This window comes from Alkalimonas delamerensis (assembly GCF_030717955.1).
In the GTDB taxonomy this organism is placed as follows: Bacteria; Pseudomonadota; Gammaproteobacteria; order Enterobacterales; family Alteromonadaceae; genus Alkalimonas; species Alkalimonas delamerensis.
Genome location: NZ_JAUZVY010000007.1, coordinates 35,667 through 58,691 on the forward strand (window position 1 = coordinate 35,667; position 23,025 = coordinate 58,691).

At 54.9% G+C, this 23,025-nt stretch carries 17 protein-coding genes; 5 read left to right on the top strand and 12 right to left on the bottom strand.

Annotation, left to right across the window (positions count from 1 at the left end):
* Window positions 1–85: 85 nt before the first annotated feature.
* On the bottom strand, window positions 86–2,761 hold the full coding sequence (locus tag Q3O59_RS14630) for a M14 family zinc carboxypeptidase (RefSeq protein ID WP_305946294.1): 2,676 nt from the start codon (window positions 2,759–2,761) through the stop codon (window positions 86–88).
* A 340-nt stretch (window positions 2,762–3,101) separates the two neighbouring features.
* Here Q3O59_RS14630 and Q3O59_RS14635 point away from each other — a divergent pair, with 340 nt between their 5' ends.
* Window positions 3,102–3,902 carry a substrate-binding periplasmic protein gene (locus tag Q3O59_RS14635; protein WP_305946295.1) on the top strand — a complete coding sequence of 267 codons (801 nt, stop codon included), beginning with the start codon at window positions 3,102–3,104 and terminating at the stop codon, window positions 3,900–3,902.
* A 327-nt stretch (window positions 3,903–4,229) separates the two neighbouring features.
* Here the strand turns inward: Q3O59_RS14635 and Q3O59_RS14640 are convergent, their stop codons facing one another.
* The 4 genes from Q3O59_RS14640 to Q3O59_RS14655 form a co-directional block, all read right to left on the bottom strand.
* On the bottom strand, window positions 4,230–5,018 hold the full coding sequence (locus tag Q3O59_RS14640; protein WP_305946296.1) for a hypothetical protein: 789 nt from the start codon (window positions 5,016–5,018) through the stop codon (window positions 4,230–4,232).
* A gap of 179 nt (window positions 5,019–5,197) precedes the next feature.
* Window positions 5,198–6,577 carry an ATP-dependent RNA helicase DbpA gene (gene dbpA / locus Q3O59_RS14645; RefSeq protein WP_305946297.1) on the bottom strand — a complete coding sequence of 460 codons (1,380 nt, stop codon included), beginning with the start codon at window positions 6,575–6,577 and terminating at the stop codon, window positions 5,198–5,200.
* Window positions 6,578–6,652: 75 nt separating this feature from the next.
* Complete coding sequence (locus tag Q3O59_RS14650) at window positions 6,653–7,570, bottom strand: histone deacetylase family protein (protein ID WP_305946461.1); 918 nt, start codon at window positions 7,568–7,570, stop codon at window positions 6,653–6,655.
* 3 nt (window positions 7,571–7,573) lie between these two features.
* A complete protein-coding gene (locus Q3O59_RS14655; protein ID WP_305946298.1) occupies window positions 7,574–9,418 on the bottom strand; it encodes a bifunctional acetyl-CoA hydrolase/transferase family protein/GNAT family N-acetyltransferase in 1,845 nt (614 codons plus the stop codon).
* 145 nt (window positions 9,419–9,563) lie between these two features.
* On the opposite strand from Q3O59_RS14655, the gene arfB reads away from it, so the two are divergent.
* Entirely contained in the window at window positions 9,564–9,986 is a 423-nt protein-coding gene (gene arfB, locus Q3O59_RS14660; RefSeq protein ID WP_305946299.1) for an alternative ribosome rescue aminoacyl-tRNA hydrolase ArfB, read from the top strand.
* A gap of 9 nt (window positions 9,987–9,995) precedes the next feature.
* Here arfB and Q3O59_RS14665 read toward each other — a convergent pair whose 3' ends face one another.
* The gene (locus Q3O59_RS14665) at window positions 9,996–10,874 is read right to left on the bottom strand and encodes a TraB/GumN family protein (protein ID WP_305946300.1); all 879 of its coding nucleotides are present in this window, start codon (window positions 10,872–10,874) and stop codon (window positions 9,996–9,998) included.
* A 171-nt stretch (window positions 10,875–11,045) separates the two neighbouring features.
* Between Q3O59_RS14665 and ppc the strand changes: the two genes are divergently transcribed.
* Window positions 11,046–13,679, top strand: a complete 2,634-nt coding sequence (gene ppc / locus Q3O59_RS14670; RefSeq protein WP_305946462.1) for a phosphoenolpyruvate carboxylase — start codon at window positions 11,046–11,048, stop codon at window positions 13,677–13,679.
* Between the two features lie 57 nt (window positions 13,680–13,736).
* Here the strand turns inward: ppc and Q3O59_RS14675 are convergent, their stop codons facing one another.
* Window positions 13,737–14,234, bottom strand: a complete 498-nt coding sequence (locus Q3O59_RS14675) for a hypothetical protein (RefSeq protein WP_305946301.1) — start codon at window positions 14,232–14,234, stop codon at window positions 13,737–13,739.
* 106 nt (window positions 14,235–14,340) lie between these two features.
* Entirely contained in the window at window positions 14,341–15,228 is an 888-nt protein-coding gene (locus tag Q3O59_RS14680) for a LysR substrate-binding domain-containing protein (protein WP_305946302.1), read from the bottom strand.
* Window positions 15,229–15,527: 299 nt separating this feature from the next.
* On the opposite strand from Q3O59_RS14680, the gene Q3O59_RS14685 reads away from it, so the two are divergent.
* Entirely contained in the window at window positions 15,528–17,579 is a 2,052-nt protein-coding gene (locus Q3O59_RS14685) for a protein-disulfide reductase DsbD family protein (RefSeq protein WP_305946303.1), read from the top strand.
* A 74-nt stretch (window positions 17,580–17,653) separates the two neighbouring features.
* A complete protein-coding gene (locus Q3O59_RS14690) occupies window positions 17,654–18,256 on the top strand; it encodes a thioredoxin family protein (protein WP_305946304.1) in 603 nt (200 codons plus the stop codon).
* Window positions 18,257–18,385: 129 nt separating this feature from the next.
* Here Q3O59_RS14690 and Q3O59_RS14695 read toward each other — a convergent pair whose 3' ends face one another.
* From Q3O59_RS14695 to mtnK, 4 genes are all read right to left on the bottom strand, one after another.
* A complete protein-coding gene (locus Q3O59_RS14695; protein ID WP_305946305.1) occupies window positions 18,386–19,078 on the bottom strand; it encodes a hypothetical protein in 693 nt (230 codons plus the stop codon).
* An 898-nt stretch (window positions 19,079–19,976) separates the two neighbouring features.
* Window positions 19,977–20,873 (bottom strand): exo-alpha-sialidase, encoded by an 897-nt coding sequence (locus tag Q3O59_RS14700; RefSeq protein ID WP_305946306.1) that lies wholly within the window; start codon window positions 20,871–20,873, stop codon window positions 19,977–19,979.
* Window positions 20,874–20,956: 83 nt separating this feature from the next.
* A complete protein-coding gene (locus Q3O59_RS14705; RefSeq protein ID WP_305946307.1) occupies window positions 20,957–21,673 on the bottom strand; it encodes a DUF5020 family protein in 717 nt (238 codons plus the stop codon).
* Between the two features lie 82 nt (window positions 21,674–21,755).
* A complete protein-coding gene (gene mtnK / locus Q3O59_RS14710) occupies window positions 21,756–22,964 on the bottom strand; it encodes an S-methyl-5-thioribose kinase (protein WP_305946308.1) in 1,209 nt (402 codons plus the stop codon).
* Window positions 22,965–23,025: the final 61 nt, after the last annotated feature.

The window sequence follows — 23,025 nt, forward strand, 5'->3', positions numbered from 1 at the left end:
GCTGCTGGCTATGCTGCCAGCGCAGCATGACAACAGCGTGACAAAACCCGGCCAGATGGCCGGGCTGATTAAGCATAGCAGAGACTCAACGCAGTGGGGTGGCGTGCGCAGCGCCGCGGAATACGGCATTGATGTACAGCAGGTGCATGCCATCGACATAGGCGCGGAAGTTCGGCTCCTGAGTGAAGGCAATCACCTGGCCGCGGCCGCGCGGCTGGACCATCAGCAGCGGCTTGTGGGCAATTTGCAGCCGGTTTTCATCCCAGACAAAGCCACCGGCCAGCAATTCATCCGGGCCTTTGAAACTGACCACATTGCGCCCGTCGTTGATGCGCAGCGGCTGGTACACCTGATTGCCGACATAGATGCTGCGCACTGTTGGGGCGATGCCGGCGGTCAGCCAGTGGTTCTGATCCACCCTGGCATTGGCCAGGAAGCCGGGTACCCAATCGGGATCGACCCGGTAGGGCTCCAGCATCGCTTGCAGCTCCTGCTGCTCGGCCAGCAAACGCCCTGGCACCCGCGGTTCATCCAATGGTTTTTCCTGCTCACTGATGCGGTATTCCCGCTTACTGGCCAGCAAAGGTTGTTCGCCTTCCAGCAGCCACTCTGTGGCATTGCCCAGGGTGATCAGCACACCACCACGCTCGACAAAGTGGCGCAGATTGTTCTGGCCGGCCAGGCCAAGGGCGGCGCTGTAGCCAGCGCGGCTGGTCGCCGGCAAAATCAGTACCTGGTAATGGCTTAAATCGGCCGTGCGCAACTGAGCGGGGCGGATCGCCGTCACCGGGTAGCCGATGCCTTGCTCCAGCACAAAGCGTGCACTGCCGGCGCTTAGTGGGTTGGTGGGTTCGTCCCAGACCATGGCCACTTGCGGTGCATGCAGGGTTTTGACATTCATCGAGCCAAAGTTGGGGCCATCCAGCACCCAGCTGCTGTCAATGCCTTCCACCAGAGCGCCGCTCTCTAGTGCCAGCTGCTGCACCAGCTCGGTGAGCTCGCTGGGGTTATCGGCCCGGCTGAGTATCAAGGTACCTGCCGGGTAGCGCTTGCCATTTTGATGGGTAAATGCCAGATCACTGCTGCGCAGATGCAGGCCTTGTTGCAGCGCCCGGCTCATAAAGCGGGCACTGGCCATATCGCCCCAGGGCACCAGATAGCCAAAGCGTGCATCCGGCTGCTGCACGCTGCCAGGCAGCACTGTCTCTGGCCCGACACGGCTGCTGCTAACCCGAACCGCCCGGTTGCAGCGGTCAAGCTCCAGGTTGTACATCAATGGCAGTGACCAGGCGGTGACGTCGTAAATTTGATCGGGCAGGTTGTTGGCGCGCCGCTCTTCCTGGCGGGCAATAAAAACGCTGTCCATCGGCACCGTATCATCCAGCAGGGTGCGGATCAGGTGATAGCTCGGCTGGTTGGTGTGCACGATGTAGGCACCGGGCTGGTAACTGTTGCCGCAGGCCCGAAAGCCTTCTGTCGCCTGGTCGACTTCAATGCCATGCTGGGTTAACACGCCCATCAGCTTCTGATGGCCCGCTGCATCCCGCTGCGCCGGGAAAATGTAGCTGCGAATGCTGTCTTTTTCGCCTTGCTGACTGGCCGACAGGCGGTACTGGTAGAAGTTTTGCAGCAAGGTATTGGCCTCGCGGCTGGCAGTTTCCAGCGTCGCTTTGAAGGCCACAAAATTGCGCTGGACCCCATCGGCGAAGGTCAGGATAGTGCCATCGCGTTTGCGGAACTGATGACCGCGGGCTGACGCCATTTCATAGGTCATGGCGATGCTGCCGTAATACAGTGGCCAGCTGGCGCCATAGCCGGGGTAGAAGGCATCAAAAATTTCCCGGGTAAAGTAGTCGTAACCCAGCTCATCAAACCAGTGAGCGTTGTTCTGGCCAATTTTATGCAACACAGCACGTTGCTCTGCCTGAATATGGGGGTTGTAGGGTTCGGCTTCCGGGCTAAAGTAATAGCCCATGTCGCCGCCCATTTCATGCGAGTCGACAAAAATCAGCGGGTACATCTGCTGCAGGGCTTGGACGCGACCCCGGATTTCCGGCTGTGTCAGTGAAATCCAGTCGCGGTTCATATCGAACAGGTAGTGGTTGGTGCGGCCATTGGGCCAGGGTTCATTCTGCTCGGCCGACAGGCGATCGCTGGAGTGCGCCAGGCCAACGGTGGCGTAGTAGCGGCTGACGAAGCGGTGGTGGCCATCCGGGTTTTGCAGCGGGTCAATGTACACCAGGGTATTGGCCAGAATGGCCTGGGTGCGTTCACTGCGATCGGCCAGCAAGTGGTAGGCCAGCGCCATGGCGGCATCGGCCGGGCTGATTTCATTGCCATGCAGGGTGCTGGCAATCCAGACGCTGGCAGGCAGCCGTTGCAGCAAGGCGCGGGCCTCGGCGGTGGGCAAGCTGCGCGGATCCGCCAACCGGCGCATATCGGCTTCAATCTCATCAAGCCGCGCAATATGATCTGGGCTGCCGATCACCGCATAAAATAACGGCCGGCCTTGCCAGCTGGTGGCATAAGGCACCAACCGTACTTGCTCAGGGTGATCCTTGGCCAACTGCTCAAAGTAGCGGGCAATGGCGGCAGGTTCTGAAATGCGCGCACCCAGCGAGTAGCCCAGTACCTGCTCTACTGTGGCGACAGCAGGGTTGTGGTCGCTGCCTGGAAACTGGGGCGTAGGGATTGGCTCGGCGGCAAAGACTGGTAAACAGCAAGCCAGCAGCAGGAGCCACGAGCGACGAAAGTTTGGCATCGATTTCTCACAAAAAAAAGAAAATTACCTTTACCCTAAAGGGCAAACCGGGTACCAGCAAGGGCCGGTCGAAGTGGTTGCGATAAATACAGGCCGGAATGCGGCTGATGCCAACTGTCTAGAACCAAGGTAAAAGGAAAAAAGGAGTCACTGCGCAACAAAAGTCAGCTATCTTTAACTGCATGAGGCAGAAACGGTCATTCAGACAAATAAACCTTGTGACAAGGAGAGGCGGATGAACTTGTACTCAACGGTAGCTGGCCGTAGCATTGGGTGCGTATGACCAGAATATACGTACCATGGCTGCAAGCATGAAAGACTCGTTGCGAGGTTTTAAGTTGTGAGGTTATTTATTCGACTGCTGCTGTTGTTCATCGGTGTTCAGAGTGGTGTTGCGCAGTCGGAGACGTGCGCGCTTCGCATGGCGGTGGAAACGGACTTTCCGCCGCATCTGATTCAGCAAGACGAAGCCTGGACAGGCCTTAGTGTGGATCTGATGGCGCTGCTGGCAACCAAAGTAGGCTGTGAGCTGAAGCTGATAAACTCTCCCTGGTTACGCTCCTTGCAGCTGAGTGAGCAAGGGCAATTGGATGTGGTCAGCCATTTATCGTTCACGCCTGAGCGTCAGGCTCATTTTGCCTTTATCGGACCTCATCACATTGAAAGCATTTATCTGATAGGGGATGCGACGCAATTGCCGCCGCTAGAGCAGTTGGCGCAGTTGGCCGATTCGGTTGATCTTGGCAGCATCGCGACCTTGCACGGTGGCTATTATGGTGAGACGTTTGAGCGCCTTCGGAAAGAACCGAATTTTGCCAGCCAATTGGTCGTTATTAGCAGTATTCAGGATAAGCTGGCACTTCTGCGTGCTGGCAGGGTGAATGTGATTTTAGAAGATATCAGCGTGGTGCGCTACTGGCAGCAACACCAGTATGAAGAGGCTGAGCGCTTTCAGCCGCTCTTGAAAGTGTATGAAAGCCCAGTGTATTTTGGCTTTAGTAAAGCATCACTATCGGACGCTCAGATTCGCAAGCTGGCTGATGCCTGGCTGCAGCTGTACCAGCAAGGCAAAATAGCCGAGGTGTATCGTAACTACAATCTCTCGCTTGAGTCCGACTTGACCCCGACCTCTCAATGGTAATGCGTCACGAGTGGAGGCTGAGCACGCACTAAAGCTGCTAGGCCCGAAAGTTGCGGCCTTTCATTTTGTCGTGATTTAAAATCTGCAGCGCTTTTTTGCTGCACCAAGTGCTCCAGTAAGGCGTCGTTAACCAACTCTAAGTCGCTAATCTCCTGACCTCGGGTGGCCACATCGGTCACCGCTCAGCCGGCAGCTTGTTCTCTTCGTTTGGCTTTAAAAAGCTAAAGTTGTATTTTATAGGTGAAGCATGCATTAGAAAGAGTGAGGTTTTGGTGGCGTGTGTGACTTCTAAATAGCGCCGCCACTCTGGAAGTGGCGGCTTAAAGTCTACACCAGTCTGCGACTGCCTAAGAGTATCAGTCCAGTTAACATTACGATAAGTGTGGGTGTTTCTGGAACAGAAATGGTGCCATAAGTCAGATTATCATATCGCACAGTAAAGTCGTTACCATCGTTTCTTGCATTGAGTATCACATCACCAAAGTAAGCATGTCCTCCGGTGTTGCTTGTCAGAACATGTGTACCATTGATTGCATATTGTATAAAGCCATCTACAATTTCAAACGAGAATGTGTTGAATGCATTGTCGCTAAGCAAATCATTTCCTTGATCCCACCAGCCGTCATTGCCATTCCAAGTTTGGGCTGTGATTGCTCCTCCATTGAAAATATACTCAATAATTGGATAAAAGCTGATAGCATCAGATGAGTTATAAGTAGTTGCCCAAAAGCCACCCAAGCGCTCTTCTATTAGCCAGTTTTCAGTGTCCAGAAATACATCAATAGAAACAAAAGTTGAAGGGCTAAGAATGCGCTTCATGCCTTGTGTTGCATAGAAGGGGTCTGCACCACACTTGTCTTGTTCATTACCATTTATAGACATTTGTAGTTCATTATTGACTATGGAGAATGAGGATGGTGCACAGCGATCGACAATCCAATCGCCCAAGGAGCTACCATCAGCAAAAGTTTCCGTAATTAGATTGGCTGAAGCATTGAAAGAAAACAGTGCAACAAGTGCTATTGTTATTGATTTCATTGAGTACCCCTTGTGGTTTGACTGGTTTTTTTTAAATCCGGTAAACACCAGCAAAAAACAAGCCGTTAATTTATTCATTTAAAAACAATGGCTTATAGTTTGCGTGGTGCTGAATGGTAAAATAAGCTGACATTACGTCAACCACGGTAGAGGTATAATGAATATAGTATTTGGTTTAGAGTGACAGATGATACATAAGCAAATCTAAACCAGTTGGTTATGAAACACGAACGCGATACAAGCTCTTTTACGAAGATTTACAGCTGCCAGGCTTTGAAGTTGCGGCCTTTCATTTTGTCGTGATTTAAAATCTGCAGCGCTTTTTTGGCGACACTGCGCTTGACCGCCACATAAGCCCACAAGTCATGCAGCTGAATTTTACCGACATCGTCAAAAGCGATTTGCTGATTGCGGGTTAAGGCTCCCACGATATCGCCTGGTCGTAGTTTCTGTTTTTTGCCGCCCTGGATCTGAATGGTCACCATGGTGGCTTTGGCCGGTGTCTTATCCAGCAGGCTGAGTGCTGGCAATGGCTGTAATTGGATCGTCTTTGTCAGCTCGTCTTGCAGCAGACTGACTTTGTAATCATCTTTGCCATCGACCAGTGAGAAGGCCTGCCCTTTGGCACCAGCGCGACCAGTGCGTCCAATACGGTGGGTATGCGTGTCGGTATCGTGCGCCAGCTCGGCGTTGATCACCAGCTCCAAATCGCTGATGTCCAGGCCACGGGCGGCGACATCGGTCGCCACCAGAATACGGGCGCTTTGATTGGCGAATTGCAGCAGGGTTTGATCGCGGTCTTTTTGCTCCAAATCGCCATGCAGCGCTTTGGCGCTAAAACCATGCTGCTGCAGCGCATCGGTCAGTTGCTGGGTCACCCGCTTGGTGTTGCAAAACACCACGCAGCTGGCCGGCTGATGCTGCTGCAACAGCCGCATCACCGCTTCTTCGCGGCTGCTGTCACCCAGGGCATAAAACTGCTGCGCGATTGGGCTTTCGGCTTCGGCTTGTTGCACCGATACTCGCAGTGGCTGGCGCATCAGGCTGGCAGCCAGTTGCTCAATTTGTGCCGGATAGGTGGCGCTGAACAACAGCGTTTGGCGGTTGGCCGGGGTGGCGGCAGCGATGGTGGCGACATCGTCCAGAAAGCCCATCTCCAGCATGCGATCGGCCTCATCCAGCACCAGGGTGCTGAGCTCGGATAAATCCAGCCGCTGTTGCTGCAAATGATCCAGCAGCCGGCCCGGCGTACCCACCAGAATATGGGCGCCATGCTCCAGCGACAAAATCTGGTGACGGCTGGGTACCCCACCGCACAGGGTCAGCACCTTGATGTTGTGAATGCTTCGCCCCAGGGTACGAATTTCTTTGGCGACCTGCTCGGCCAGCTCCCGGGTTGGGCACAGCACCAGGCTTTGAATACGAAAGCGTTTGACCTTTAAGCGGCTCAGCAAGCCCAGCGCAAAGGCGGCGGTTTTGCCCGAGCCGGTCTGCGCCTGAGCAATCACATCCTGGCCCGCCAGAATGGCCGGCAGGCTTTGCTGTTGAATCGGCGTCATCTGCCGGTAATTGAGATCCTGCAAGGTAGTCAGCAGTTCAGGGGCTAAAGAAAGTGCAGCAAAATCGGTAACAGGCATGGGCTTTGGCTCCGTGACGATGGCAAAGAGCCAGCGGTTGTGATTTCGACCGTCAGTATACCAGATAGCGCGGCATCAGAGCATGGCTTTTAGATGCGCCACTACACTGCGTCCGAGCGAGCTTAAATCGTAGCCGCCTTCCAGCATCGAGACGATACGGCCCTGACAATGGCGGTTGGCCAATTGCTTTAACTCCCCGGTCAACCAGGCGTAGTCGTCTTCTTTTAATAAAAACTGCGACATCTCATCTTCTGCATGGCCATCAAAGCCGGCGGAAATAAACACCAGCTCCGGAGCAAAAGCATCCAACTCAGCAAACCAGCGTTGTTGCACTGCCGTGCGCCATTGCTCCCCCTTGCAGCCAGCAGGCAGGGGCAGGTTCAGGATGTGTTCGCTGCTGCTGTCATCGCCGCTGTTGGGGTACAGCGCCTGTTGATAGGACGAGCAAAACAGCACCCGATCGTCGTGACGGAAAATTGCCTCGGTGCCGTTGCCATGATGGACATCAAAATCGACGATGGCCACCCGCTTTAGCTGGTATTTATCCAGCGCATAGCTGGCGGCAATGGCGATGTTGTTTAAAAGGCAAAAGCCCATCGCCTGATCGGCGGTGGCATGATGCCCCGGTGGCCGTATGGCGCAAAATGCCTGCTGGTTGTCGGCTTGCATCACTTCATCCACTGCCTGAATGCCAGAGCCTGCCGCCAACAGGGCGGCCGGCAGACTTTTCGGTGTCATGGGGGTATCCGGGTCCAGCCAGATCTGGCCCTCGCTGGGTGCCTTGGCAAAGAGCTCGTCAATATAGAGCTTGCTGTGGGCCCGGTACAGATCGCTGACCTCTGCCGGCCGGGCATCAACCTGTTTGATCACGTACTCCAGGCCCGAGCGCAGCAGCTGATCGGAAATGGCATAGAGCCTGGCCGGTTGCTCCGGATGCTCCGGGTCCGGGTTGTGCAAGGCGCAGCGCGCGTGGCTAAACAGGGTGAGTGGCATCATTTACTCCTTGGTGGCCTTCGGCAGGCTGAGCTTCAGGGTGACTTCGCCTGGTTCATCGGCCGGCAGGCGGACAAAGCCTGCTTTGATAAAGACGTTCAGCATCGGCTGGTTGTCGGCCCGCACATAGGCCAGCATGGCGGTTAAGCCGCGCTGGCAGGCGATGGCGATCATGGTATCCAGCAGCCGTTTGGCCATGCCTTTGCCCTGGTATTTCTCGCGGGTCACAAAGGCCACTTCGCAGCTGTTGCTGGCCGGCAGCAGGTAGTAGCGACCCACCGCCTGAATTTGCACCGCTGAGCCTTTTTGTCGCACGATGCACAGCGCCAAATCTTTCGATTGATCGACACTGACCAGGTTGCAGGACTTTTCCCGGCTCATCTGGGTTGGCACCGCGTTGTAACGCAGTTGCAGGGTTTCTTTGGTGTGCGAGTAGAAAAACTCCTGCAGCCGCCGTTCATCGGAAGGGTTGAGCGGACGCAAATCAAAGCTCTGGCCGTCGATGCGCAGTTCTTTAAAGCCCACTTTGCCAAGCTCAGGCACATCGACCGGGGTTTGTTGCTGGTAATGCGGCACCCAGTAATGCTCGCGCACTTTTTGCAGCAGCTGATGGCGAAACTTCGGGTGGGCAACCCGGATCAGCTCCAGCGCCCGCTCGCGGATGCTTTTACCGCGCAACGAAGCGACGCCAAACTCGGTGACCACATAGTGCACATGGCCGCGGCTGGTGACCACACCGGCGCCTTCCCGAATATGCGGCACAATGCGTGAGTGCTTGCCATCTTCGGTGGTGGAGGGCAGCGCAATGATCGGCTTGCCACCAGCACTCATCGAGGCACCCCGGCAAAAATCAACCTGACCACCAATGCCACTGTAAAACTGATGGCCAATGGAGTCGGCCACCACCTGACCGGTTAAGTCGACCTCAATGGCACTGTTAATCGCCATCATTCGATCGTTGCGGGCAATGTTCGCAGGTGAATTGACGTATTCACTGGGGTAAAAGCCAATATGCGGGTTGTGATGGACAAAGTTGTACAGCGCCTGGCTGCCGACGCAAAAGCTGGTGACTACCTTGCCGGGGTGAAAGGTTTTTTGTCGGTTGGTGATGACGCCTTTTTGAATCAGCGCCATGATGCCGTCGGTGATCATGTCGCTGTGCACGCCCAGGTCTTTGTGGTTGCCGAGGTATTTCAGCACCGCATTGCAGATGCGGCCAACACCGAGCTGGATGGTGGCGCCATTGTCCACCAGCAACGCAATGTACTGGCCAATCCGCTCACTGACTTCGTTGTCGGTTTCCACCAGTGGCAGCTCGGGCAGGGGCTGTTCGCAGTCGATGCAAAGGTCAATCTGGTCGCGGTGAATAAAGCTTTGGCCATAGGTCACCGGCATGCGTGGATTGACCTGAGCAATCACGGTTTTGGCCGCTTTGGCTGCTGCTGCCACCACATCCACCGAGACGCCGAGCGAGTGATAGCCGTGCTGATCGGCCGGGCTAACCATAATCAGCGCTACATCCAGCGGCAGAATGTCGTCGGTAAAGAGGTGCGGAATATCCGACATAAAGCAGGGGGTGTAATCGGCCCGGCCCTCGGCCACCGCCTGGCGGATGGTATCGCCGCCAATAAAAAAGGTGTTCACTTTAAAACGGTGCTGCTGATCCGGGTTGGCCCAGACATTGTCGGACAGGGTCAGCAATTGCACAATTTCAATGTCGTGCAGCTGGCGGCCATGGGCCAGCAGGTCGTCCATCAGAGCGCCTGGCACCGCAGCATGGGAGCCAATAAAAATCCGCTGGCCGGATTTCAGGTACTTTTTCCAGTCGATGCCAAGGGTGGAAGGCATAAGGGCTCCTGTTTTTTGCAGTATCCATCAAGTGGCAGTAGGTCACCATGCTACTTTAGGTTTAGGTCGACTTTAGGCGATTGCCATCGGCAGCTCAAGCCAACTGTGGTAGGCTGGCGCTCTGTCGAAACGAGGCGCTAATGCTATGATACGTATCAATCAACAGCTGGAGCTGGCCGACGACGAACTGGAATGGCAGTTTATGCGTGCCAGTGGCCCGGGTGGCCAGCATGTCAATAAAACCTCGACCGCGGTGCAGCTGGTGCTGGATATCCGGGGCAGCTCGCTGCCGGATTGGTTGAAGCAGCGGTTGCTGAGCAAGGCCGATCATCGCATTACCCAAAGCGGCAAAATTTTGATCAAGTGCCAGCAAAGTCGTAGTCAGGAACAAAACCGTGAGCAGGCGCTGGCGCAGCTGATCCAGTTGCTGGCTGCGGCCTCGGTGCAGCAGAAAAAACGCACCGCCACCAAGCCAACCTTTGGCAGCAAGCAGCGGCGACTGGCGCAGAAAAAGCAGCGTGGGGCCACCAAGGCGCTGCGGCAGGGCAAGCCGCAGCTGGATTATTGAGGATGGCGACTACTGAGCGCTGAGTTGCCGTACCTGATAGCCGCGGGCTTTCAGCAAGTCCAGCACATTGTCCGGGCCTGCCAGGTGCAAGGCGCCCACCAGCACAAATTCAACTTGTGGCGTTTGCAGCATGGCATCGATTTGCTCAACCCAATCCAGGTTGCGCTCGGTCAGCAGTCGCTGATAAAAGCGCTGGCCCACTTCGGTGTCGTGCATTTCGCTGACCAGTTCGGTTAACGCCTCGCGATCACCGGCGCGCCAGGCGGCCAGGGTTTGTTGCATAAACTGCTCAGTTTCATCCAGTTGATCCAGATTTTGCGCGATCCAGTCGTCTTCAAAGCCATCGGAAATGGAAAACAGCAGGGCAAATTGTTGTTCCAGTGTTTCTAAGAAGCCTTTTTCCAGACCATCCTGCGCCCCTTTATTGAAAAAGTAGGCATCCACCCCTTCACCGGCCATTCCCAGTTGCTGCAACTTAAATTGCAGCATTTGCACCAGCACAAAGTCTGGTTTGAACTGGGCGAGGGCCGTGATATCGATACCTAAATCGGCGGCAGCCTGTTGCAAACGCTGGTAGCTTTCCGGGCTAAGCACCGTTTGTAAGGTACGGCCATCCTGATACATGGCATAGCCAAGCACCATGGGGCCAATGCTGGGGTCTGCCATTTTGGCGATGTCCACCTCAAACACCAGTTTTTCGGCTTGTTGGTAGGCTTTATCAAATTCCGCCGGCAGAGGAAACTCGCTGGCTGGCAACAGATGGACGGTGCCACCAATAAACAGCTGATGTTGGTCGTTGCTGATCTGCCAAACGGCACTTTGTGCCAGCAGCGCCTGGCTGCAAAACAGCAGGCCAATCGCAAACAGGCGGGAAAAAATTTGTGTCATCTTAAAAACGCTCCTTGTGCGCTAAAAACATTATCATAATGGTAAATTGCAGATAACAAAAGTGTGGCGTGTCTGCCGAAAGGCAGAATGTCGCTGCTGCGGTAAGCTATCATGCTTGAGTACAGTCTTGCTTAGTATTAGGGTGGGTGCAAAGTAGACAGTGTGGAGAACATCATGGAGCATTATGCAGCTTTAAGGGGCAATGTTGGTTTACTAGGCACTCAGTTAGGCGATTTGATCCGGCAGCATTTAGGGGATGATGTTTACCAGCGTATTGAGCAAATTCGCCAACTTTCCAAGGAAGCACGGGCTGGTGACAGTGGTCGTGAGCAGCAATTAAAACAGTTGCTGCAATCGCTAAGCGACGAGGAGCTGTTGCCGGTAGCGCGGGCTTTTGCCCATTTCCTCAATTTGGCCAACCTGGCCGAGCAGCAGCACAGCACCAGTCAGGAAGTACTGGCCGAAGATCCCCAAGCCGCACCTTTGCAGGCGATGTTAACGCACCTCAAAGCGGCGCAGTTGGACGCCGATGCCATCGCTGCTGCTGTTGATAAGCTGGCCATTGAGTTGGTGTTGACGGCACACCCGACCGAAGTATCACGCCGCACCATCATTCACAAACTAACGGAAATTGCCGATTGCTTAACCGCGCTGGAGCAGCAACGCGCCGATTGCCAGCAGCAGCGGCTGCGTGGGCGGATGCAGGAGCTGATAGCCCAGCTGTGGTTTACCAATGAAATTAGGGAGCAGCGCCCGACTCCGGTCGATGAAGCCAAATCCGGTTTTGCCATCATTGAGAGCTCCCTGTGGCAGGCAGTACCGGCCTTTTTACGTGAGCTGGACAGCTGGATGCGTGATGCCGCTGGTCAGGCGTTGCCGCTTGCGGCTACGCCGGTGCGCTTTGCCTCCTGGATGGGCGGCGACCGCGATGGCAACCCTTTTGTTACTGCCAAAGTGACGCGGCAGGTTCTGCTGTTAAGCCGCTGGAAAGCCGCTGACTTGTTTATGCAGGATCTGGATGTGCTCAGCAAAGAGCTGTCGATGAATCAGGCCAACGATGAATTGCTGCAGCTCAGTGACGGTGCCTTTGAACCCTACCGTGCAGTACTCAAACAATTGCAACAACAACTGGCCTATACCCGTGATTGGTTGACCGAAGCGCTGAACCGGGATCGGTTGCAGCGCCCAGCCGATTTGATCTGGCAGCAAGATCAGTTGCTGGAACCTTTGCTGCTGTGCGATCGCTCCTTGCGCGAATGCGGCATGGCACAAATTGCCGATGGCAGGTTGCAGGATACCATTCGCCGGGTCTATTGCTTTGGAGTGACGCTGCTAAAGCTCGATATCCGTCAGGACGCGGCCCGCCATGCGGCGGTATTCAGCGAGCTGACCCGCCATCTGGGGCTCGGCGATTACTCTGCCTGGAGTGAAGCGGACCGCCAGGCATTCCTGCTGCGCGAGCTGCCCAATCGCCGGCCGCTTTTTCCAAAGCAGTGGCAACCTTCCGAAGAGGTGCAGGAGGTGTTGGACACCTGCGAGATGGTCGCCCGCCATGGCGAAGAAGCTTTGGGTACCTATGTGATCTCGATGGCGGGCAAGCCGTCGGATGTGTTGGCGGTGCAGCTGCTATTAAAAGAAGCCGGCATCGGTTTTGCGATGCGGGTAGCGCCTTTGTTTGAAACCTTAAGCGATTTGCAGCAGGCACCGGAGTGCATTGGGCAGTTGCTGGCGATTGACTGGTACCGCGGCTACATTCAGGGCCAGCAGGAAGTGATGATTGGCTATTCGGACTCGGCCAAAGACGCTGGCGTACTGGCTGCCTCCTGGGCACAGTACAGCGCCCAGGAGGCCTTGGTGCAGGTCTGTGCCGATGCTGGCGTGAAGCTGACCCTGTTCCACGGTCGTGGTGGCACCATTGGCCGTGGCGGAGCGCCGGCCCATGCCGCCATTTTGTCACAGCCGCCGGGCTCCTTAAGCGGTGGGTTCCGCGTCACCGAGCAGGGCGAGATGATTCGTTTTAAGTTTGGTTTACCCAAGCTGGCCGAGCGCAGTTTGAGTCTGTATGCCAGCGCTGTGCTGGAAGGCATGCTGCTGCCTCCACCGGTACCCAAAGACAGCTGGCGCCGGGTGATGACGGAGTTGGCAGAGAGTTCTTGCCAGGCTTACCGGGCCATGGTGCGCGAGCACCCGGATTTTGTCCGCTATTTCCGGGCAGCAACGCCAGAGCAGGAACTAGGCCAGTTGCCGCTGGGCAGTCGCCCTGCCAAACGCAACCCCAAAGGTGGGGTCGAAAGCTTACGCGCTATTCCCTGGATCTTTGCCTGGTCGCAAAACCGTTTGATGCTGCCGGCCTGGCTGGGCGCTGGCAATGCCTTGCAGCAGGTGCTTGATCGCGGTGAGCAAAAGGTGCTGGCGGACATGCAGCAACAATGGCCGTTTTTCGCTACCCGCTTGTCGATGCTGGAAATGGTGTTCTTAAAAGCCGATGCTGCTATCTCCGCCTACTACGACCAGCGGCTGGTGCCGGCTGAACTGCATGAGCTCGGGGCACAACTGCGCCAGCAGCTGGCGCATGATCAGCAATTGCTGCTTAGCCTGACGCAGCATCGTGAGCTGATGGAAAATGAAAGCTGGATCCGCGAGTCCATTATGCTGCGCAACACCTATGTCGACCCACTGCACTTGCTGCAAGTGGAACTGCTGCACCGGCAGCGTAGCCAGTCTGAGCAGCTGAGCCCACCAATTAAGCGGGCTTTGATGGTGACCATCGCCGGTATTGCTGCTGGGATGCGTAACTCCGGTTGAGCGAGGTGCAGAAAAAAGCCCGGCATCCTGCCGGGCCTGGTTTCCCCTGTTCTGGTATCAGCGCTGTGCAATCAGCCCTTCAAGTCGACTGGAAAATTGCTGCAGGTTGTGCTGCACCAGCTCATTGTCGCTGAGCTTGGCCGCACGCTGAAAGTCTTGCTGGGCACTGGGCAGGTCCTGAGCAACCCAGTGCATCACGCCGCGGTTGCTCAATGCTAAGGCCTGCATTTCACGACGCTCGGCTGGGGTCGCCTGCGCCTGGTGTCTTGCCAGGTGGATGGCTCGGCTGCAGGCTGGGCTGGCGCCATTGAGGTTGGCCAGCTGAGTGTTGGCTACGCACAACGCCATGGTTTGGGAAAAGGCATCGCTGCCCCGGCTTTGCGTTTTCAGGGCGGTAAGGCCTTCTGTGGTCTCGCCTTGTTGCAACTGCATGGCTCCCGGTGTGGCCTCGATGACCGCCATCTGGTAGGGGTTCGTGGCACTCACCAAGGCGGGCAGGCAAGCCAGGGTAACAAAGGCTGCTGGCATCAAAAAGTTTGAAAGTGACGTCTTCATGGTGATTCTCCGGTTGCTGTCAGTCATGGGTGCTGACAGCCCTAACTTTAGAGTTTGTTCCCCAATCCGACAAAGGATAAAAATACAGCCAATGGATGAGCAAAACTCATCTGTACTCGGCAAAGCTGTGCAAGACCCAATCCAGCAGCCATTGGATTTCAGGGCGTTCCGGCTGGGGTTTGTGCTGGATCAGGTAGTACTTATCACGGGTGGTCCAGCTGCCATCAAACAGTGCCATTAAAGCGCCGCTGTGAAACCAGGCCTGGCTGATGGGCATCGGAATCAGGGCGATGCCAAGCCCCTGCTCGGCGGCCCGTGCCATGCCAAACATGCTGTCGAGCTGCAGGATTTGCTTTGGCCTGAAGTGCTCAAAGCCGGCGAACTCGGCCCATTGGTGCCAGGCATGGGGCCTCGATTGGTGCAGCAACAACGGCAACTTGTTCAGCGCTTCCAGCCCCAATTCGCGGCATTGTTGGTACAGGCTTGGGTTGCAGGCCGGTTGATAGCTGATGGCAAAGAGTTCATGGCACAGCGCGGACTGGGGTGGGCTGCCAGACAGAATAATGGACACATCGGTTGGCCGACTGGGATCGCTGCGGGTTTTTACCGTATCAACCCGTAAGTTGATGCCCGGGTATTGTGCCGACCAACCGCGCAACCGCGGCATAAAAAGCTCACTGGCGAAGAACTCGGGCATGCTGATGCTGACCTCCTTGCTGCCCGCGTTTTGGCTGAACTCACCGATGGTGTGTACCAGCTGCTGCATCACTGGCTGAATCGCCAGATAAAAGCTCTTGCCAGCCGGGGTGAGTTCTAACGCCCTGGTTTTTCGAACAAATAAAGTCAGCCCTAAATCCTCTTCCAGCTGGCGGATTTGGTGGCTGACTGCCGAAGGGGTGATGTACAGTTGCTCGGCAGTAAATTTAAAACTTAAATTTTCGGCTGCCAGACAAAAGCAACGCAGGCCGCGCAGCGGCGGCAGGCGAGTCGACATGAAGACTCCTGAATGAAGTTGTGGTCAAGGTTTCACTTAAGGTACAGCAAGAGTCGTGCCGGCTCAAAGCCGCTGCAAAGGGGCATTTTCAGCCCTAACAGTCGATTGTTGTGCACCATTGTGGTGCGATTGGCGCTGCTGGTGCACGAATGCTGGTACAGAGCTACCTTTAATCTTTGCTTTTGGGGAGCTGGTCGCAGCAAGGCCATAGGACTTGATCGCACCCCGGTGACATGGCGTACACTGGAAAGCCAATAGGTAACTTCGAAATGGCCATGTATCGACGACTAGTTTGGCTGATGCTCACTTGCATCGGTCTCTGTACGGCGCTGTACTCTGCACCAACAGTCGCAGTTTCCACCGGCTGGAAGCAGGCGCCCCACATTCAGGTTGAGCTGGTGAGCTCGCATCAGGCGGTGGCACCTGGCCAGAGCTTTTTGGTGGCTTTGCATTTGCTGCCACAAGAGCACTGGCATACTTACTGGCAAAACCCCGGCGACTCGGGCATGCCTACCCAGATACGCTGGCAACTGCCAGATGGCGTAACGGTATCCGATATTCAGTGGCCCACACCTCAGGCTTTCGCTATTCCGCCCTTGATGAATTATGGCTTTGAAGGGTCGACGGTGCTGCTCAGCGAGATTACTCTGCCAGCCGATTATGCCGGTACTGGCTTGTTGCTGCAGGCCGATGCGTCCTGGCTGGTGTGTGAAGAGATTTGCATTCCCGGTGATATGTCCTTTGAGTTGCCACTGGCGGTGGCGCGTCAGCCGGCAGAGTCCACCCACCATCAGGCCCTGTTCGAACAAGGGCGGGCATCCCAGCCGGTGGCCCTTCAGCGCACAGCCTCGTATCAGGTGCAGGATGGCGTTTTTTCGGCGGTGATTGAATCCAGAGACGACTTGCTGGTCGATGCTTTTTTTGTCGGTGCGACCGACCTGGTCGAGCATGCCCAGGCGCAGGAGATCAGCTGGCAGGATGGCAGTTTGCTGCTGCGTCAGCCGCAAAATACTTATTTCCATCAGGCACCCGAGCAGATCGAGATTGTACTGACCAGTGGCCCGCAATCCTTTGTGGTGCAGGCGCAGCGTCTTGATGTGGGGGGCGCAGTCGCGGCTGGTAGTGAATTTGGTCTGGCTGCTTTTCTGACGGCACTGCTGCTGGCGGCTGGTGGTGGCCTTATCCTGAATCTGATGCCCTGTGTTTTCCCGGTGTTGTCGTTAAAAGCCATCAGTCTTGCCAACAACAGCGGCGATGCCGGCCGGCAAAAGCGCGACGCCTGGAGTTATACACTCGGTGTGCTGGCGATGTTCGCTGTGCTGGCTCTGGCGTTAATTGGCTTGCGGGCGGCGGGTGCTGCAGTGGGCTGGGGCTTTCAGTTGCAAAACCCCTGGCTGGTTGGGGGCCTGGCTTACCTGTTTTTTGCGCTGGGTTTAAGTTTGTCCGGCCTGGTGCAATTTGGCAGTCGCCTGATGCAACTGGGATCCAGCCTGGGTCAGCGTCAGGGCGCCAAAGGCTCCTTCCTGACCGGAGTTTTGGCTGTCATTGTGGCCAGCCCTTGCACGGCGCCTTTTATGGGCGCTGCCCTTGGCTATGCGGTCACCCAGTCGGCCCCGGTGGCTTTGCTGGTGTTTTTAGCCCTGGGTTTTGGCATGGCGTTGCCGTTCTTGCTTCTGGCATACAGCCGCCGACTGGCCCGTTTACTGCCTAAGCCAGGCGCCTGGATGGATACGCTGAAGCAATGGCTGGCGTACCCTTTGTACCTCACCACCGTTTGGTTGCTGTGGGTGCTGGGTCGTCAGGCCGGCGTGGATGCGCAGGCATTGGTGCTGGTTGGCCTGGTTTGTCTGGCCGCTGCGCTGTGGCTTTGGGGCCGTCAGCAGCTGGGGCAGGGCTTTCGGTTGGCGCCGCAGCTAAGCTGGGTCTTTGCACTGCTGGCTATCTTATTGCTGGTGCTGTTGCAGCCACAGCAGGGTGCGCAGCAAAGTGCGGAAAACCGGCATTGGGAGCCCTGGAGCCCGGAACGCTTGGCTGAACTGCAAGCGGATAAGCAACCGGTGCTGGTCAATATGACCGCTGATTGGTGCATCACCTGCTTAGTCAATGAGCGGGTGGCGCTCAATACCGAGAGTGGCCGCCAGGCACTGACGGACTATGGCGTGACTTACTTAAAAGGTGACTGGACGCTGAGAGGTGCGGATATCCACGCCTATTTGCAACAGTATCAGCGTGATGGGGTGCCCTTGTATGTGTTGTACTGGCCGGGACAGGAGCCAAAAATTCTGCCGCAGATTTTAACGCCAAATACGCTACGCGATCAGCTGGCGCAGTTGGCAGCAAAACCCAACTGATCTTAACCTGCAGCCTGTGTGGTAGTGGCTGCCATTTAACTGTGAGCGGGCACACGCCCGAAAGGAGCAATACCATGAAACTTAAGCAACTCTTCAGTGCTCTGGCGCTGGCTGGTACAGTAACTGCGGTGGCTGCCGCGCCACAAATTGGCGCTCCGGCTCCGGATTTTACCGTGGTCGATAGCCATGGCCAAACCCACTCACTGGCCGATTTTGCCGGCAAGAATGTGATTCTGGAGTGGACCAATCACGACTGTCCTTTTGTGGTCAAGCATTACGTCAGCGACAACATGCAGGGGCTGCAACAGCACTTTGCCGACAACGATACGGTCTGGTTGAGTGTGATTTCATCCAGGCCAGGCAGCCAGGGCCATGTCAGCCCGGAACAGGCCAACGAGCTGACCGCCAGCCGTGGCGCCCAGCCAGCTGCGGTGCTACTGGATGAGAGCGGCGACATGGGGCGCGCCTTTGATGCTCGCGTTACACCACATATGTATGTGATTGGTGCCGATGGCAACCTGCTGTATATGGGCGGCATCGACAGCATTCCTACCGCCAATCCGGAGGATATTCCAAGAGCCGAAGCCTACCTGGCGAATGCCGGCAATGAAGTCCTCGCCGGCCAGCCGGTCAGCAAGCCCATCACCCGGCCTTATGGCTGCAGTATTAAGTACTAAGTCTGCCTGCTTGGGATCCTTTGATCAAACTATGCCATTCTTTCTTTTAAATTATGGCGCAGTTTGATCAATGCCACATAAACAAAAACGCTATTGTGCTGCATAAACCGGCTGCTGTTCGTTATGCTCTCAATGGATCCCCCTAAAGTGCTCGTTGGTGACATAAACTAACCTGAAATGTTTAGTGTTCCCATCATCGTAAATGCCATAGGTTCCACCAGTGCCAGCAGCCGTGATTCCGGAGAATTTCTGCTTATTAAACAATAATTCGTCTTCCAATTGTTGCAATTGCAGCTCTGTTAAGCGCTCAACCCCCGCGAGCGAAACGAAGCACGCGTTTTTATCGCACTCAGCGACATCTAAGCGGATCGTGTTGTATTGCGGGTTTTGCTGTTGCCAGTCTAAGAACACTTGCTGTAAGTAATGTTCGTGCTCCATACTTTCAGTCGTTTTGAAATCTTGCTTCGCTGCTACTATGAGTGAGGTGTCATCACTAAAGAGCAGCTGACGGTAATCGTCGCTTCGAAAAATGGTTTTTTCAGGATCTGCAGCTTCAATTTGCTTACCTGGGTCTGCTGAGGTTGGCTTGTCTTGAGTCAATGAGGCTGCACGTATGTTTTGTTGACTCGGTTGTTCAGCGATTAAATCTGTTTTTTTAGTTGATTGACTCTGAAGAGTTGCACTTTTCGTTTGTTGCAAAGTCGATAGCTGCTCAGACTTTGGCTGAAAGCTGGCAGAAGGTGATAGAAAGTTGAAAGCTCCAAAGGCAATGGCTAAGATGATAGTTACGCTGATAAAAAAAATTTTGCTTTTCATAGTCATACACGCTGATTCTCAAATGAATTAAACGCCTGCCGTGACTGCTGAAGACAGGCGAATTTTCTATTGTATTTGTCTAACCCACACATCACCACCGCAACAGTCCGTTACGGTTGCTGGATTAGTGCTGGTATCGACATTACAGGAGTTATCACACCGATAAGTTGTACCATCTACAGTAACTCTGGAACCCGCATAGGCTTTGCTAGCCGAAAAAGACAATCCAATAATTATAAGAATAACTGTTTTTCTGACCATAAATCACTCCATTTTTGGGATAAAAGTAGTCGCCATTTGGCTAAGTGATAATCTCAGGAAAGTAATCAAAAGGTAATAATTTAATGTGATAAACAAGAGATATTTTAGTGATATTTGCAGCATTATTTTTGCCAATCAAATCTGGCACTGACCTTTATGTGATGAGTAGTAGCTGATGAACAGAGTGTTAGCCTGCAGCACCATGCCGGCATAGCTGCGGGCACTTCCAGAGGGCAGGGCGTGCCACTAGGGCCCAACGAATTCCTGTTTCTGCCGATAGTCAGGATATTTGTTCTAACAGAACCGGATCATCTTCGGCTTAGCTGGCGTGATTTTATCAAGCAAACGATCCATGGCGTGATAACGCTCGCAGCTGCTGAGGCACTTTTCTATATCCAATAAGCTGTTGGCAGACAAGTTGCAGCAGATGAACCTTACTATTCACAGGCCTTGGTGATAGAAAATCTTCGATTGATCCGTACCAACACTTTTGGACACCGCGCCAAGTGAGTGCTTGTCTGCTATGGTCTTCGCCCTGCCGAGTATCATGCCTGACAGGCTATGCAGCGACCTTAAAAAATTTGGCAGCAGCTAAAGCATACTCTGCTGGAAGTAACAACAAGGCACGCCAGTGAAAGGATGGCTATAGTGATACAGTAGCTAAATAAATCCGGCTCTGGCCTTCATGCGAGGAGTAGTAGCTGATGAACAGCTTGTTGCCCTGCAGCACCATGCCGGCATAGCTGCAATCGCCGCCTGAGGGCAGAGCCTGCCATTCGGTCAGTTGACCACTGTGCCGGTCTATCCAGCATAAGCTGGTGCGTACCTTGTTATCGTACAGCCGAACGCAGGCCAGCAAGCGGCCATCCGGCAGCTCCAGCCATTCGGGGCCGCCGATGCGACAACCAATGTCGCGCCAATCCCAATGCTGATAGGGCGGCCTGGCGCGGCCATACAGGCCATGCTCCGGATCGCGGCGCAGCAGGCAGAGCGCGGTGCCATCCGGCTCGAACAATAAACCACTTTCGTTGGCGTAACTGCCGCTGTAGCTATCCGGGTTGATTGGCTGATAGTGATGGCCGTCGCTGGTTTGGTAAGCGCGGACAAAGCGCGGCTGGCCGCATTTATAGCCCATGGCCAGCCCTTGCTGCTGGTGCCAGCTCAGTCGCCAGATCCAGATGTTGGGCTCTCCTATTGGCACAGCCTTTGACCAATGCAGGCCATCGTCGGAAAGCCAGGCGTAGCTTTGGTGGCTTTGCTGGCTTTTGTCATGCAAAGCACCGGCACCGTACAGCATCAGTCGGCTGTCGGGCAGGATGCTGAATTTAGCGTCGCGTAAGTCGGCATCCGGCAGGCGAATCACCGCAGAGCTGAGCCAATGCACACCATCGAGGGAGCGCAGGATGCGGAAATGGCCGTCAGGCGAGACGTGGGCACTGCCTTCTCTGAATACGCACCAAAAGGTACGGTTAAAGTGAATCAGGTCGGTAAAGGCATTGTGCGCGGCCTGCTGCCAGATGCACTGCAATTGGATGGCCATAGTTGGCTCCAAAGTCACTTAAATTCTTACATGCTAACAGCTTTTTCGGAAGGATCCAGCGCTACCCGTACAAACAAAAAGCGTTAAAAGTGCCACTTCACCAATAGATTGACATTGTTTTCATGACTGCGCAGTGCCGGGCTGTCGGCTACGCCGAATTTGTTGCGCCAAAACACATACTCAATGCCTAACCATAGCTGACTTTCCATGCCCAGATGTGGGCTGGCCAGCCATTTCAGTTGCGGGGTCAGATTCAGGTTGGCGCGTTGATCGACACTGGTGCTGGCCCAGTCCATAAAGCCATCCAGTAAAAACTGCTGGTTGCCTAAGGTAAAAGGGTAGGCCCAGACCAGGGTGAGTTGCCAGTTATTGGCCACTTTGTCGTTGTTGCGCCGGTAGACATTGGCTTGCACGAAGCGAAAGCCTGGCACGGCTAAATCAACGCCGGCACCATACAGGTAGTTGGTCGCCAGGCTGCTCATCTCGATATGGGCAGCCAACAGCACATCGGTGACCGGGCCAAACTGGTAGTTGCCGCTGGTGTTCTTGCCCAGGCTAAAACGCGGTTGCAGTTCAGCATAATTGGTGCGGGTGCCATCTTTAAAACGCATGTGGTCGAGGAAGAAAAAATTATCGCCCCAAGAGGTGTTGGCGGCGTGCTCAATGGTAAAGACATGGCGGCTGGGATCGCCAAGCCGGTAATTTTCGCCATAGAGATAGGTTAAGCGGAAGTCCTGCCACAGCACCTTGGCTTCGAGCGGAAATAGGGACAAACCGAAGAGGATCAGTAAGATGCGCATCTTTGGCTCCAGTTAAACCAGCGGGTAAACAGAGTAAAGATGCATTTAGCCAGCCTCGCAAGTCAGACTGGCAAAAATACCATTATTCCGGCAGTGGTAAGTGACGGACCAAGGTGGTGAGCTGAGCGATGGTACTCAGGCTTTGCCGCTGCATAATCAGCTGGCGGCCCAGTGCCAGTGCAAAGCGTTCGCAGCGGGCCCGCTGCGGCTCATGACGAATTTGTTCCAGGTCTGCCACATGCGCCAGGCCGACGGTGCGACGGATCAGCTCACAGCCTGCATAGCCAATGCTGTCGGCCAGGACTTGTTGCAGGAAAAAGCTCTGATAATTGCTGTTGGCAAAGCTGCTTTCTTTGGTCTGGGTTTGCATCAGCTGGTTGAAGGTGCTGGCAAAATTCAGCCAGAGTGTTTCAATTTGTTCGAGCAGATAGGCTTGTTGCTGCTCGCGGGCAGCGGTGTCTTCTTGCAAACCAAATTGACCGGCATAGCTGAGTAATAAATTCCCCAGCAGGCTGCCGACATCAAAACCTATGGGGCCGTAAAAGCCAAACTCGGCATCGATCACTTTGCATTGCTTTGCACTGACAAAAATACTGCCGCTATGCACATCGCCATGCAACAGAGCCTGTGGTTTGGACAAAAAGTCTGCTTTTAGCCGTGCGACCTCTGCTTGCAAGGCCTCATCGTGCCATAGCTCGCGGGCCTGCGGCAAAATGGCCTGATGAATGTTGTTGCGCTCGTGGTTGCAGTAGGGATCGGTAAAAAACAGATCTTCGGTGATCAGACAGAGCTCCGGGTTTAAAAAGCGCGCAACCTCGGCTTTTTTTTGCAAGCCGTTTAAAACAAAGTCGCTGGTATGAAACAAGGTCTGGGCCAGGTACTGTGCCATCTGGTTGGCCAACAAGGGGAATTGCTTGCCTGCGACCAAGGCGCTGCGCAATATCTCCAGCTGGCCCAGGTCTTCCATCAAAATCGCGGCCAGGGCTGCATCGTAATGCAGCACCTTAACGGTATGCTCCGGGCACAGCCGGCCATGACGCAGCAAGACTTCAGCCTCTATTCGGGCCCGGTCGATGGTGAGTGGCCAGCTTTCACCAACACAGCGGGCATAAGGCAGAGCTTGTTTGACAATCAGGCTGCGTCCCTGTTGGTTTTTCACCCGAAATACCAAATTCAGATTGCCATCACCAAATTCTTCTGCTTCAAGCTGATCGTTGTCACGAAAAGCATCAGCATGGCTAAGGGCAAAGTGCTTGGCATCATCTGCGGTAAAAGTTTGGTAGTCACTCATAGGGGATCCGGACTTGTCAGGCCAATAGAAGAACTGCATAATCGCAAACATTCTAGACGTC